Source organism: Paraglaciecola sp. IT1134, assembly GCF_058068185.1.
Genome location: NZ_CM176486.1, coordinates 5,168,343 through 5,183,085, shown reverse-complemented (window position 1 = coordinate 5,183,085; position 14,743 = coordinate 5,168,343). Strand labels below are relative to the sequence as shown.

Below are 14,743 nucleotides of genomic sequence, written 5' to 3'. Positions count from 1 at the left end.
AGGAAAGACCCATGACATTGAAAAATATTGCCGCTGGGGTATTGAACCTGCTCTTGTTGAGCTGCTTCAGCTGGTCTGCGGCAGCCAGCACCTTGTCGGGTAACTTGACCGTTGATAACCAATTTAAGGTGTATATTAGTAGCGATGATAATGTGCAAGGTGTTTACCTAGCCGAAGGTAATGACTGGCGTCAAACTTACCCTTTAGATTACAACTTAGTAGCTGGAAACGACTATTATTTACACATATACGGTGAAGATATTGGGGGTATAGCGGGTTTTATCGGTGAATTTAGCTTAGCAGGTGACGACCACGTATTTGTTAATAATCAAACCAGTTTATTGACCAATACAACAGATTGGCGCGTAAGTACCACAGGTTGGCAGGATTACCTCAGCCCATCGGTGGTTAATGGTGACAATGGAGTAGACCCTTGGAGTTCCAGGCCGGATATTTCAAATAACGCGACTTGGATCTGGACATCAGATGCTGATGGCGATAACCAAGCGTATTTTTCAGTAAAAATCGCTAGCCGTTCCACCAATGTGAGTCCTGCATTGTCAGGTAATTTAACCGTTGATAATCAATTTACGCTTTATCTAAGTACGGATAATAGCGTCAAGGGCGAATTTTTAATTGCTGGAAATGATTGGACAAAAACCAATGCCTTTAATTCCAAACTGGAAGCTGGGCAAGATTATTATTTACACATCCATGGTAAGGATCGTGAGAAAATAGCTGGCTTTATCGGCCAATTCAATTTAGCCGGTGATGATCATGTATTTGTTAATAATCAAACCAGTATTTTGACTAATACGACTGATTGGGGAGTGAGTAAAACCGGTTGGCAGGATTACATCAGCCCTTCGGTAGTTAATGGTAACAATGGCGTTTCACCCTGGGGCACCCGGCCTGGAATTTCAAGCGACGCAACTTGGATTTGGTCATCCGACCCGCAAAATGATAATGAAATGTATTTTACGCTGAGAATCTTAAGTAAAAGGAGTACCACCAGAGATGCCTTGGCTTTTTACCAGTTTGAACAGTCAAGCTGGTCCGGTAGGGGCAGCGTTGTCGATTCGTCGGACGCTGGTAATCATGGCGATCCTGTTGGCAGCGTGACCCCGCTTAAGCCTGACCTGCAGAAATCCTGTCAGGTGTTAGACGTGCCAGCTAACTTCGATAGAAATCAGCGTTTCGCGGTGGATACTAAGCTAAAGTTACACACAGATGTAGGCAGTACCGGGACCATTTCTTTTTGGTATCGCAGTCGTTTGGCCTGGAGCGATGGTACCGCACGGCAACTATTGGATGCCTCCACTAAGTCTAGGTATTTTTATTTGAGTTTAGCTGCAGGCGCTTTGGATTTTGGCCTGCAAGACAGGGCTGGCCAAAACGGGCGTTTGCGGGTAACAGGCTTAACGTTCGCGGCAAACCAATGGGTACATATTGCCGTTAGCTACGATTATGCACAAGATAGCGCGGCCATATATGTCAACGGCCTACTGGCAGGACTCAATACTAAGTTGGGACTAAAGAACAAGATTAGTAAATTTGAAAGCCTGTATGTGGGCGATAATCGTGGCGGTTATTTAGGTGCTGGGATGACCGCCAATTCAGCCAACGGTCAATTTGATGATCTGCGAATTTATAATTACGCCCAAAGCGCTGATACCATTGACAGAGACAGTAAAACGCTCAGGCCTTGCCACGTGCTTAGTCATTACCAACTGGAACATGACGGTCAAGGGTTAACCTGCGACGCGGAAACAATAAACATAAAGGCCTGTGCTAATACCGATTGCAGCCAGCTCTATAGTGAAACTAGCACTATTACCTTGTCACCCTCAGGCTGGGTCGGTGGAGATACATTGAAATTCACCGGCTCGACAAGCCTCGAGCTGAGTGTATTAAAGGCCAGTACCGTCATCTTCACTAAAATCTCGGGTGCGCCTGATGTTCCTCTACGCTGTTTCACGGGCTTAGGTGACATGAGAACCGAGTCCTGTGCGATGACATTTGTTGATGCCGGTTTTGAGTTTATAGGTGCGGCAACAACAGATAAGTTTGTACCGGATCAGCTTGCGGAACAAAGCTTTGTTGACGCTAAATTACGGGCGGTACAAAACGATAACGGTGCCTGTAAGGCGTTACTGGAAGGTGAGCAGGACATCACGTTAGGGGTGGATTGTGTTTCGCCTGATCGCTGCTTAACCCCTTTTGCTAATATAGATACTACCCTTGCCCCAGACGGGGAAACTACTGGAACAGTGCCGCTAACCTTTGATAGCGATGGCATCGCAGCATTGAGCCCACTGTATTACGCCGATGCCGGGCGTATTGCCCTGCGCGCCCAGGCGCTAATTGACGGCGTGACTATTACTTCCGGGCAAACAATTGTTGATGTATTACCCAAACAACTGATGCTTAATGCCCAACCCCAGGTATTACTCAATAACGATCCCTATTTGGGCCCTTTTCCTGCGGGTGAATATTTTTTGTTTACCATCGGTGCTTATGGCGCAAGGGGCACCCATCCGCTGCCCAACTATCAGCCAGGGCAACTGCAAATGTTGGTCAAACGAGGATCACCGGATGCAGCAAAGTCTGTAGACGGTCAGTTTACCTACGCCAACAATGGGGTGATGATCAGTCGCTTAGGGGCAGAAGCAGAATTTAATGACACTGCCAATCTAACCTTTACCCTTGGTCAATATAGCTATCAAGCCAACTATGATGAAGTGGGAGGTATCAGTATCGAAATACAGGATGCAGCGTACTTGCCCGACGCACTCAAACAAGCCCGGGTGATTTCAGCTTTGGAACCTTTGACTCTTGGGGCATTTCGCCCGGCGTATTTTGATGTTGAAATCGTCGTCCAGCCCACACTGGCTAACGCCTGTGGCAGTTTTAGTTATCTAGGTCAGAAAATTGCTTTTCAGATTGCCCCCAGCTACCGCCTGACAGCCAAAAATGCCCAGGGGGATATCACTAAAAATTATGCTCAAGATTATTGGCAATACACACCGGATGTGGCTAAGGGGCTGGGTTACCTGGATAGCTCTACCTATGTTAATACTGCCACTGTCATCTCAAGCGGCCGCACTGTGGTTCCGGTCAATGGTAAGGATGTTTACGATGGTAGTGCCACGATCGTCATTGAAGATGGCAGTTTTCGTTATGACAAAGTTAATACGGATTTCCAGGCTTTCGCTGTGGTCGAGCCTTTTGAAGCATCTATGGATCTGTTGTTATCCGCCCAAATGCTTACCGATAGCGACGGGGTTTGTTACCAAAGCGACTATGCTGATCCTGTTTCTGAATGTGAGCCGTTTTATATCCGCGATATAACTGGAACCTTGATGCATTATGGGCGACTGATACTGGAACCGAATTTTGGCCCGGAAACAGATTTTTTGCGTGCCCCTCTCAAGGCTCAGCACTATCTCAATGGCAATTGGCAGTTCAATGCTGCCGACAGCTGTACCGAAGTCAATATGCGTCAGGATGATGGTGAGATTGTGCTCACCCCCCAGGGTGGTACGGATATTACCGGCAATATCGACTCGGTCATTAGCAGTGGCAGTTTGGTTGCCGGCAGACAAATCGGTACCCAAAACTTCGCCCTGACTGGATTAGACAATATTCCCGGGCCAAATGTCGGTGGTCTGGTGAAAGTCTCACTGGATCCCAGTGCCGGGGATGTCACCTGGCCTGAATATATGAATTTCGACTGGAATGACGATGGTTTGATTTGCGCCAACAGCACTCAGTGCCTCCCAACAGGAGGTGTTAGCCCGCTACTTGACGGTCCGTCTTCGCTCATCAGTTTTGGTGCATTTCGCGGTAATGATCGCATCATTCACTGGCGAGAGGTTTTCAACTAAGACTAAAGACCCGGATTAAACAAATGAAGATAGTGAGGTCAGGAAAAAACTATTTTCTGCGCCATTATGATGGGATCATGGACAAGTTTTTTGTTTTTGCATGGACTTTTTAGCAATTTTTGCCTGAAAGTCTTAATAATTCAACTTTTCCTCACTTTTTATCGATCCATTGCAGGTGTTTGCTTGCCCCGGACGAGGGGCATTGGTAAAGTTAGCGGATATATCTTATTCATCATACAGGATGCGGTTTTTCCATGTTCAAGAAGCTTCGGGGAATGTTTTCCAACGATTTATCCATCGATCTTGGTACAGCAAATACCCTGATCTACATTAAAGATCAGGGTATTGTCTTAAATGAGCCATCAGTGGTGGCAATTCGTCAGGAAAGAGCCGGCGGACCCAAGAGCGTTGCCGCCGTGGGTGGCGAAGCAAAACGCATGCTGGGCCGCACGCCAGGTAATATTAAAGCGATCAGACCGATGAAAGACGGCGTGATCGCTGACTTTTATGTGACCGAAAAAATGTTGCAGCATTTCATCAAACAAGTGCATGACAATAATTTCTTGCGTCCTAGCCCCCGGGTATTGGTCTGTGTTCCGTGCGGATCAACCCAGGTAGAGCGCCGAGCTATCCGTGAATCTGCCTTAGGTGCAGGTGCCCGAGAAGTTTATTTAATTGATGAACCCATGGCCGCCGCAATAGGCGCAGGTTTACCTGTATCTGAAGCCACAGGCTCGATGGTGGTTGATATAGGTGGCGGTACCACAGAAGTCGCCATTATCTCGTTAAATGGCATTGTTTATTCGTCATCGGTACGCATCGGTGGGGATAAGTTTGATGAAGCGATCATCAGTTACATCAGACGTAACTTTGGCTCCTTGATTGGAGAAGCCACAGCCGAGCGCATCAAACATGAAATTGGTGCGGCTTACCCTGGCGAAGAAGTACGCGAAATCGAAGTCCGTGGCCGGAATTTGGCTGAAGGTGTACCTCGTGGTTTTACCCTTAACAGCAATGAAATACTCGAGGCCTTGCAAGAGCCCCTTAGTGGTATTGTTTCAGCGGTGATGGTCGCCTTAGAACAATCCCCGCCGGAGTTGGCGTCTGATATTTCAGAACGGGGTATGGTCTTAACTGGTGGTGGCGCGTTATTAAAAGATTTGGATCGTTTGTTAATGGAAGAAACAGGCATTCCGGTAGTGATTGCAGATGATCCCTTAACTTGCGTAGCCAGAGGCGGCGGCAAAGCTTTTGAGATGATTGATTTGCATGGGGGCGACCTCTTTAGCTACGAATAAGTAAGGATAAAAAAGCGGCATCAGCCGCTTTTGTTAGCATATATGAACCCTATTTTCCTACGCGGACCCTCATTGCAAAGCAGATTAGCCGCGGCCTTATTTTTGTCCGTCGGCTTGATTGTATTCGATCATGTGTTTAATGGTTTTGCGACTACCCGGGTTTATTTAAATTCACTGGTCAGCCCTATTCAATATCTGGCGAATCTACCCGGTGAAATACTCAGTGCCAGCGCCAGTCGTCTGGTATCCCATCAACAGTTGCTCGAACAAAATGCCGAGCTTACCCATAATGCTACGTTGCTTAGCGGGCAGTTGCAGCGCTATCGGTTATTGAAAGAAGAAAACGACACCTTGCGTCGCTTGCTCAATTCCCCTGTGCGCTACGAAACCCGCAAAGAAGTGGCCGAATTAATGGCGGTGGACAATAACCCATACAGTCATCAAATTCTCATCGATCGTGGTGCCATGCAAGGTGTATACGAGGGCCAACCCGTATTGGATGACAAGGGAGTGGTGGGTCAAGTCATGCAAGTTGGCTCTACCAACAGCCGGGTATTATTGCTGGCGGATGTGACCCACGCCATCCCGGTGCGCATTGCCCGCAACAACATCCGTTTGGTAGCTTCGGGCTCAGGCAGTTTGGATGAGTTAATATTGGAATATGTGCCCCACAGTGCGGATTTAGAAGTCGGTGACTTATTGCTGTCCTCCGGGCTGGGCAAGGTATACCCAGAGGGGTACCCTGTGGGTACCATTACCGCCATAGTGCGGGATGAAGGACAACCCTTCGCCCAAGTCAAGGCGCGCCCCATAGCCCAGTTGGATCGCTTGAAATATTTATTATTGTTGTGGCCAGCGGATCACTTAATCGAGCCACAAGTCGATAAGGGTGATAAATAAGTGAAACTAAGAAATTACGCCATAGGTCTAAGCATAATCATCGCTTTGGTGTTGCAGATCATGCCCATGCCCAGCGTGGTCTCGGTATACCGACCGGATTGGGTTTTTCTGGTCCTGGGTTATTGGGCACTGGCGCTGCCGACCAGAGTTAATGTTGGGGTCGCATTTTTTGTTGGCCTGATCCTGGACATACTGCTGGGAACCAGCATCGGGGTGCATAGTTTCGCCATGAGTTTGAGTATTTATGTACTAGCGGCCAACTATCAACGCCTGCGTAATTATTCAGTGTGGCAACAGGCTATGGTCATCGGTATTTTGGGCGCACTGTATAATTTGATTATATTTTGGTTGATGCATTTATTGACCGATATCTATTTTTTGCTGGCTTATATGTGGCCAGTTGTTACGTCCATGGTAATTTGGCCGTGGATTTTTTGGTTATTGCGTCGGGTTCGTCGCCAGTTGCGTCTGAGCTGAACCCCTCCAGATAAATTTTATGCTTATTTTAGCTTCGCAATCTCCTCGCAGGGCACAACTGCTGAGTCAAATTGGCCTGTCTTTCGAAAAAATACACATCGATATAGACGAGACGCCCCTGTCAGGAGAATCGCCTGAAATCTATGTCCTTCGCCTGGCTCAACAAAAGTCGCTCGAGGGGTGGGCTAAAAGCGCACACCTGAATAAGCGCAGCTTGGTTCTAGGTGCCGATACGGTAGTGGTGGCCAACGGGTCTATCCTTGGTAAACCCGTGGATCAACAAGATTCCGGGCGTATGCTGGCTTTATTGTCGGACGGTGAACATACTGTGTTAACCGCCATAGCGATCACCGACGGCACTGCCTTGCAGTCAAAACTGGTCACTACAGTGGTGAGGTTTTGCCCGCTATCCGCACAACAAATGGATTGGTACTGGCACACAGGTGAACCCAGAGATAAAGCAGGCAGTTATGCCATTCAAGGACTAGGCGGACAATTCGTTACCCAGATTAATGGTAGCTATAGCGCCGTGGTCGGGTTACCTCTTTATGAAACGCATCAACTACTATCTCAAATGGGCTTAAAGCATGAGTGCAGAACTACTTATTAATGTGACACCATCGGAATCCCGGGTCGCCCTAATCGAAAATGGCATACTGCAGGAAGTGCATATCGAGCGGCACACTAAACGGGGCTTGGTGGGCAATATCTATCGAGGTAAAGTCAGCCGGGTCCTGCCGGGGATGCAGGCAGCGTTTGTGGATATTGGTCTGGATAAAGCCGCGTTTTTACATGCCTCGGATATTGCTATTCACAGTGAAGTGGAAGATGAAGTCTCCACCAGCCATCTTGAAAAACGTGATATTCGTGAATTGGTGCGTGATGGCCAAGACATAGTGGTACAGGTAGTCAAGGATCAGATTGGTACTAAGGGCGCACGTCTGACCACTGATATTACCATTCCGTCACGCTATCTGGTATTTATGCCAAGCGTCGAACACGTGGGGGTGTCCCAGCGTATTGAAGACGAAGAGGAGCGGGAAAGACTCAAAGGCTTGATCCAGGAATATTGCAGTGCCAACGGTGGTTTTATACTGCGCACCGCGGCTGAAGGCGTCAAAGCTCAGGAATTAAAGCAAGATGCGGACTTTTTACGCCGCCTGTGGGAAAAAATCCGCTCACGCATGAAAAAGAAATCCCATATCTTGTATGAGGATTTGCCTCTTGCCCGGCGAGTTTTGCGCGACTTTGTTGGTACCGACCTGGATCGAATTCGTATCGATTCGAAACTTTCTTTTGCCGAGCTGCAACAATTTACCCGGGAATATGTGCCCGAATTAAATCGTTTATTGGAGTATTATCCCGGTGACAGACCGATTTTTGATTTGTATGACGTGGAAAATGAATGTCAACGCTCACTAGAGCGACGTGTTGATTTAAAGTCAGGTGGTTACCTGATCATCGACCAGACTGAAGCCATGACCACAATAGACATCAATACGGGGGCCTTTGTGGGCCATAGAAACCTCGAGGAAACGATTTTCAATACCAACGTTGAAGCGACCCAGGCGATTGCCCGGCAGCTTAGACTGCGCAATTTGGGCGGCATGATCCTCATTGATTTCATCGATATGACAGATCCGGAGCATAAACGCCGGGTCATGCACAGCCTGGAAAACGCAGCGAGTAAAGATCGGGCTAAAATTAAAATTCATGGCTTTACGGCTTTGGGTCTGATCGAAATGACCCGTAAAAGAACCCGGGAAAGTTTGGAACATATACTCTGTGGCGAGTGTCCTGTATGTAAGGGCCGGGGAACGGTAAAGACAGTGGAAACCGTATGTTTTGAAATCATGCGCGAAATTGTCAGGGTGAGCCGGGCTTACGACGCGGACAAATTTGTGGTCTACGCTGCCCCTGCAGTAGTAGAAGCGCTGCTTGGCGAAGAATCACATATGCTGGCCGAGCTGGAGGTGTTTGTCACCAAACAAATAAAGGTACACACTGAATTGTTATATAACCAAGATAAATACGATGTGGTAATGATGTGAACCCCCCAGCGTTTTACGTCGCCTATATAGTTAAAAAACTGTGGACCACAGTAGCCATACTGCTAGTGGTGGTGGCGGTTGCGCTCAGTGTATTGCGTTATTCCCTACCTTATATGGATGGCCAGAAGCAGCGGCTGGAGCAATGGGTTGAAAACCACTACGGGGTGGAAATTAATATAGGCAAGATCACCGCGCAGTGGAAAGGCAGTGGCCCTGTGCTGGTGCTTGACAATTTGCAACTGGTACAAAATAGTCAATCACCCATCAGTATGGACATCGGCCAGACCTTTATCGAACTGGATTTTTGGGGCTCAGTACTGGCCCGGCAAATTCGCTCCCACCGTTTTGATCTTAACGCCTTGAACCTAAAAATTGATCTTAACTCCTTGCATCAGGAAGACGGTGATTTTCCGGTAGTCGAAGCCCTCAAACAGTTGTTTCTGGAACAACTGCAATCGTTCTCCGTGAGCAATAGCCAGTTCGAAATCACCACGGCCAATGATCAACAAGTACTGTTGATCAACCAGCTTACCTGGAACAATCAAGACGGCCACCACCAGGGCGTGGGTGAATTGCAGGTGGAAGAGTTGGCGAGCAATTCCGCTTCTTTTACCCTGGATTTATTTGGCGATAAAAATGATTTAAGTGGTACTTTTTTTGCTCAGGCCAAGGAAGTGGATCTGTCTCCCTGGTTAAATCAGTGGTTAATCACCAGACACGAATTGATTGAGAGTCGAGCAAACTTTGTTATCTGGGCCGGGATAGCCAAAAGCGAAATTATAAATGCACAGTTTAAATTGGCGCCCAGCCGCTTTGAATGGGCCAATCAAGACAAACCAATTAAGGCAGAAATTCTGGGTGGCGAAATCAATGCGGTACCAACCAAGGAAGGCTGGATATACAATTTTGAGGAGTTTGGTCTTAAGGTCGATGCTCAGTCTCTGACTAGCAACTGGGAAGGGGCAGTGGATGGCAAAGGACGGCTGCGCATCCAAAATGCTGAGCGGTTTCAGTTGGCCCCGTTATTGCCTCTGTTGCCGTTAGTGTTATCTCCCCAGGATGTAGAGGTACTGGGCCAGCTCTCGCCTAAAGCCCGGGTGGATAAGCTGAATGTGCAGTTGGCGGGGGACAACCAAACTGTGGCGCACCTGGTGTTGAATAATGTTGAGTGGCAACAAGGGGGCGATTTCCCCGGGCTGGATAATATCCAGGCGGAACTTAACTGGTATCTGGACACAGGCCGGCTAGAGGTTAACGGGCGTAATTCCTTGCTCAAGATTAATAACCTGTTAGACAAAGATATTGAATTTCAGACCTTAGCAGTGGATATCTATCTGCAAGCCAGCGAACAAGGCTTCGAATTGTTTGCCCCTAAGTTGAGTATAAAAAGTGAGTGGTTAAACGTCGAACAAGTCCTTTTTTATCGTAGCCACGACAGTTATTTAGCTTTATCAAGTAGTATCGAAGCCTTGGATGTGCAATTGGCCAGCCGTTTGTATCCTGCCAGTCTGATGGGCAATAATACCAAAAATTACCTGGTCAACGCGTTGCAGCAAGGGCAGATAGAAGGGGCCAAATTTATTTGGAATGGCGCCGTGTCAGATTTCCCCTTTTCCCAAGGCGAAGGGGTATTTCAGGCCAGCGTGACCGTTAAACAAGGGCAATTACAATTTGCCCCGGATTGGCCCGCTTTGACGGATCTTGACATTGACTTATTGTTTGAAAATGCGGGTTTGCGCATGACTAGCAACAAAGGCACATTATTGGACGTAAAGCTATCCGAGTTAGTAGCCACTATCCCCACACTCAATGCCGATGCCATTTTGACTATTGACGCCAAGGCAAGCGCGACTGGGGAACAGGTTTCACAGCTAATGTTGCAAAGCAGTATCGCCGATACGTTGGGTGCCACGTTACAGAAGGTGCAGATCCGTCAAGCCCTGGGGGTCGACCTCAATTTGCATATTCCCCTCAGTGGCGAAAACGTAATAGCGACGGGTATTGTCAGCCTAAACAATAATCAGCTGGCTATTGAGCAACTCGGGCTAAATTTAAGCAATATACAAGGTAAGGTGAGTTTTCAAAATGAGCAGGTTAATTTCAGCGGTTTAAAGGCTAAATTATTTGACCAGCCTGTGCTGGTGGAATTTTCCGGCAAAGACAGCGCTGCAGGTTATCTGGCGGATATTGATCTGCAAGGGACGTGGCAGGTTTCTCCTGTAATAGCCGAACATCTAGCTGGATTTTCTGAGTATCTGGCTGGGCAAGGTGCCTGGCAATCCAAGGTGCAGCTGACTTTGCCTGATGAAGGGTTTAGTTATCAAGCGAGTTTGCAGAGCAGTTTAAGCGGTGTGATCTCTCATTTACCTGCTCCCCTTGGCAAGACCGCGCAACAACTAATGCCCCTAATGTTAAATGTGCGAGGGGATGCCCAGGCATCAACCATCTCAGCCAGACTTGGCTCCGATTTGGTGTTTGACGGTGTCTTACCCCATAAAAATATGCAGTTTTCCCGGGCTCATTTAGCTCTGGGGGAAACCCAGGATATGACCATGGGGCTGGGCTTTAGCATCGAGGCCAATTTACCTCAACTTGATATAGATGCTTGGTATCAAGTGGTCACCACTGTCATTAACGACCTTCCTGCTCAAGGTGACACACCTTTGCTTGGTGAACCGCGGCGGATATTTATTCGAGCGGATAATGCCAGAGTGGCATCGCAAAATATCAACTTGCTGGATGTAGTAGCCAAAAATACCAGCGACAGTTGGTCTATCGAGCTCAATGCCAAACAAGCCCGGGCGAAACTGACCTTGTACAAGGATTGGCTGGTCAGAGGCGTGCAAATCAATGCGGATTTCATTGATTTAAGTGACTGGCAAATGGGCCAATCCAGTGCCGTGAATTTTTCTCCCGAACTGGCGAGCTTGCCGCCTATTGAATTCTCCTGTGTTCGGTGTCGTTTTCAGACCAGCGACCTGGGGCGCATCGATTTTCGCTTGTCGCGGGCCGCTAATGGTATGCACATCGATAATTTGCGACTAAATAACGAACATGGCTTGCTGTATGCCACAGGTGACTGGTTGCTCGACGATACCAGCAGCAGTACTCATTTAAGCGGAGAATTTAGTAGTCCAGATTTTGGTCTGTTTTTAAAAGGTTTCGAGTTCGAATCCGGTATCAAGGATTCCAAAGCGGCAGCGAATTTCGATTTAAACTGGCAGCGTGCCCCTTATGAATTTAATTTTTCCAGTTTAAATGGTGATATTGACTGGCGACTCAGTGACGGCTACTTGACCGAAGTGACAGACAAGGGCTCACGCATTTTCAGCATACTAAGTCTGGAATCTTTGGTGCGTAAACTGAAACTGGATTTTCGTGATGTTTTTGGCAAGGGATTCTTTTACGACAAGATGAAAGGGACTTTTCAAATTGCTAATGGCACGGTGGATACCCGTAATACTGTGGTGGACGGCAGTGCTGGGGAAATTACCATGCGCGGTTACACTGACTTGGTCAGCCAGCAAATAAATTATCGCATCGCCTTTGCCCCCAAAGTAACCTCAAGTTTACCGCTGATCGTAGCCTATATGGTTAACCCGGCCACAGCTTTGGCGGCCCTGGCTCTGGACCAGGTACTGACTTCGGCCAAGGTTATTTCTAACATTAAATTTTCCTTAACCGGCACCATAGATGATCCCAAACTGGAAGAGTTACAACGTGACAGCAAGGAGATCAGTTTGCCGGCGCAAAATACGCCCTTGCCCAGGGGCGACAAACAGGATACTGGGCGAGCTCTGCCTGAAATCGATCAGCAACGGGTAACTCTGGAGGTATCCGATGTCTAACCTGGTGGCCTTGCAGATGACCTCAAGCCCGGATGTAACTACTAACTTACAAATGGTGGATGACGAGTTAGCCAAATTAACGGTTACTGAGCCGACCTTGGTGGTATTGCCCGAGTGTTTTGCCTGTTTTGGTGGTGGTGATAAAGGTCAGTTGGCCATAGTCGAAACCTTTGGCACGGGCCCGATCCAATCTGCGTTATTTGCCATGGCTAAACGTTATGGGGTCTGGCTGGTGGCGGGCAGTATGCCCATTCGAACTGAACTGGCAGATAAATTTAGTGCGACTTGTTTGTTGATCAACGATGGGGGCGAGTTAGTCAGCGATTATCAAAAAATCCATCTATTTGATGTGCAAGTCGCCGACAATACCGGCAGTTATCTGGAATCTCGTTATACCCGGCCAGGCAATAAGCTGGTGGTCCAAGACACGCCCTTCGGTAAGTTGGGGTTGGCAGTCTGCTATGATCTGCGTTTTGCTGGCATGTTTCAAGCCATGAGCCAGCTCGGCCCCTTGGATGTACTGGCCTTGCCTGCCGCTTTCACCCATAAAACCGGTCAGGCCCATTGGCACGCCTTGCTCGCAGCCCGTGCCATTGAAAATCAGTGTTATGTGGTGGCGGCCAATCAAACCGGTGAACATGCCAATAAACGACAAACTTTTGGCCACTCCTGTATCATGTCGCCATGGGGAGAAAACCTATGCGAAATCAGCGACCAGCCAGGACTCGTGCAAACCAGGCTAGATCTATCGTTAGTCGCCCAAATACGCCGGGATATGCCGGTCAATCATCATAATAAATTCAGGAGTTACCTTGTCTAATCTGGTTGAACAAAACCTGCTTACTGCCTCTGATCTGGATAGAAGCATACTGGGATCCGCTCTGGATTCAATCTATCAACACGACAACGATTTTGCCGATCTGTACTTTCAGGCTAGCCAGCATGAAACCTGGGTACTGGAAGACGGCATCATTAAAGAAGGCAGTTTCAATGTCGAGCGCGGTGTGGGCGTACGTGCCGTAAGCGGTGAAAAAACCGGTTTTGCTTATTCCGACGATATTACCCCCGAGGCACTGATGCTCGCTGCCAAGGCATCACGCAGTATCGCAGGCGCGGGTGGCAAACATAAAGTGACCGCCTTTAAGCCATCCAATTTTAAAGCCCGTTACCACGGTGATAATCCCTTGCTCGGCATGCAAGATCAGGAAAAAATAGCGTTGTTAAGGCTGGTTGATAACTATATTCGCAAGCAGGAGCCGGCACTGAGCCAGGTAGTGGTCAGTATCAGTGGTGTATATGAAGAAGTATTGATTGCGGCCACTGATGGCACATTCTGCACCGATATTCGCCCCCTAGTACGTTTGAACTGCTCAGTGTTGCTGGAAAGAAACGGCCGTCGCGAACGCGGCAGTTCCGGTGTTGGCGGACGTTACGCTTACCAATATTTCCTTGCGCAACAAGACGGTCGCCTGTGTTATGAACAGGTTGCCGACGAAGCCATTCATATGGCCAGGATCAATATGCAGGCCGTTGCCGCTCCCGCCGGGCAAATGCCCGTGGTACTAGGCAGTGGTTGGCCGGGCGTGTTATTGCATGAAGCCGTGGGTCACGGTTTGGAAGGTGACTTTAACCGTAAAGGGGCTTCTACGTTCAGTGGCCGTATGGGTCAACAAGTGACCGCCAAAGGCTGCACTATAGTCGATGACGGTACCTTGCCTAACTTACGTGGCTCTATCTCGGTGGATGATGAGGGCACACCCGGGCAATATAATGTATTGATTGAAGACGGTATTCTGACCGGTTACATGCAAGACAAACTCAACGCCCGTTTAATGGGGGTTAAACCCACGGGTAACGGCAGGCGTGAGTCCTACGCCCATTTACCCATGCCGCGTATGACCAATACTTATATGCTTGGGGGTAAATATGAGCCGGAAGAAATCATATCCACCATCAAAAAAGGCATCTATGCCCCCAATTTTGGTGGCGGTCAGGTGGATATCACCTCGGGCAAATTTGTATTTTCCACCTCGGAAGCCTATTTAATCGAAAACGGCAAGATCACCACGCCCATTAAGGGCGCTACCTTGATTGGTAACGGCCCACAAGCCATGCAAAAGGTGTCTATGGTGGGTAACGATCTGGCCCTGGATAAAGGGGTTGGGGTGTGTGGTAAAGATGGCCAGAGTATTCCAGTGGGGGTGGGCCAGCCCACCCTTAAAGTGGATGAACTAACCGTAGGTGGCACGGCTTAAGCCGCACCATCTTATTCATTTAACGGC

9 protein-coding genes are annotated in these 14,743 nt (G+C 48.3%); all 9 read left to right on the top strand.

Going from position 1 to position 14,743, the window contains the following annotated elements; all coding sequences use genetic code 11:
* The first annotated feature begins 11 nt into the window (after positions 1–11).
* Complete coding sequence (locus tag AC3RV5_RS22675; protein WP_489729824.1) at positions 12–3,887, top strand: DUF6701 domain-containing protein; 3,876 nt, start codon at positions 12–14, stop codon at positions 3,885–3,887.
* A 254-nt stretch (positions 3,888–4,141) separates the two neighbouring features.
* The gene (locus AC3RV5_RS22670) at positions 4,142–5,185 is read left to right on the top strand and encodes a rod shape-determining protein (RefSeq protein WP_489729823.1); all 1,044 of its coding nucleotides are present in this window, start codon (positions 4,142–4,144) and stop codon (positions 5,183–5,185) included.
* A gap of 42 nt (positions 5,186–5,227) precedes the next feature.
* On the top strand, positions 5,228–6,085 hold the full coding sequence (gene mreC / locus AC3RV5_RS22665) for a rod shape-determining protein MreC (RefSeq protein WP_489729822.1): 858 nt from the start codon (positions 5,228–5,230) through the stop codon (positions 6,083–6,085).
* Positions 6,086–6,562: a rod shape-determining protein MreD gene (gene mreD / locus AC3RV5_RS22660; protein WP_489729821.1), complete on the top strand. Its 477-nt coding sequence runs from the start codon at positions 6,086–6,088 to the stop codon at positions 6,560–6,562.
* 19 nt (positions 6,563–6,581) lie between these two features.
* Positions 6,582–7,172, top strand: a complete 591-nt coding sequence (locus tag AC3RV5_RS22655) for a Maf family protein (RefSeq protein WP_489729820.1) — start codon at positions 6,582–6,584, stop codon at positions 7,170–7,172.
* The gene (rng, locus tag AC3RV5_RS22650; RefSeq protein ID WP_489729819.1) at positions 7,150–8,613 is read left to right on the top strand and encodes a ribonuclease G; all 1,464 of its coding nucleotides are present in this window, start codon (positions 7,150–7,152) and stop codon (positions 8,611–8,613) included. Before AC3RV5_RS22655 ends, rng begins: the two co-directional genes overlap by 23 nt.
* Positions 8,610–12,461, top strand: a complete 3,852-nt coding sequence (locus tag AC3RV5_RS22645) for a YhdP family protein (protein WP_489729818.1) — start codon at positions 8,610–8,612, stop codon at positions 12,459–12,461. The genes rng and AC3RV5_RS22645 overlap by 4 nt, the downstream gene beginning before the upstream one ends.
* On the top strand, positions 12,454–13,281 hold the full coding sequence (locus AC3RV5_RS22640) for a carbon-nitrogen hydrolase family protein (RefSeq protein WP_489729817.1): 828 nt from the start codon (positions 12,454–12,456) through the stop codon (positions 13,279–13,281). The genes AC3RV5_RS22645 and AC3RV5_RS22640 overlap by 8 nt, the downstream gene beginning before the upstream one ends.
* Positions 13,274–14,716: a metalloprotease TldD gene (gene tldD, locus AC3RV5_RS22635; RefSeq protein ID WP_489729816.1), complete on the top strand. Its 1,443-nt coding sequence runs from the start codon at positions 13,274–13,276 to the stop codon at positions 14,714–14,716. The genes AC3RV5_RS22640 and tldD overlap by 8 nt, the downstream gene beginning before the upstream one ends.
* Positions 14,717–14,743 lie beyond the last annotated feature (27 nt).

Bases quoted from the DNA above. Each gene is read 5' to 3' on its own strand.
- AC3RV5_RS22640 (WP_489729817.1), top strand. From the start codon at position 12,454: ATGTCTAACCTGGTGGCCTTGCAGATGACCTCAAGCCCGGATGTAACT.
- rng (WP_489729819.1), top strand. From the start codon at position 7,150: ATGAGTGCAGAACTACTTATTAATGTGACACCATCGGAATCCCGGGTC.
- AC3RV5_RS22675 (WP_489729824.1), top strand. From the start codon at position 12: ATGACATTGAAAAATATTGCCGCTGGGGTATTGAACCTGCTCTTGTTG.
- AC3RV5_RS22670 (WP_489729823.1), top strand. From the start codon at position 4,142: ATGTTCAAGAAGCTTCGGGGAATGTTTTCCAACGATTTATCCATCGAT.
- AC3RV5_RS22655 (WP_489729820.1), top strand. From the start codon at position 6,582: ATGCTTATTTTAGCTTCGCAATCTCCTCGCAGGGCACAACTGCTGAGT.
- mreC (WP_489729822.1), top strand. From the start codon at position 5,228: ATGAACCCTATTTTCCTACGCGGACCCTCATTGCAAAGCAGATTAGCC.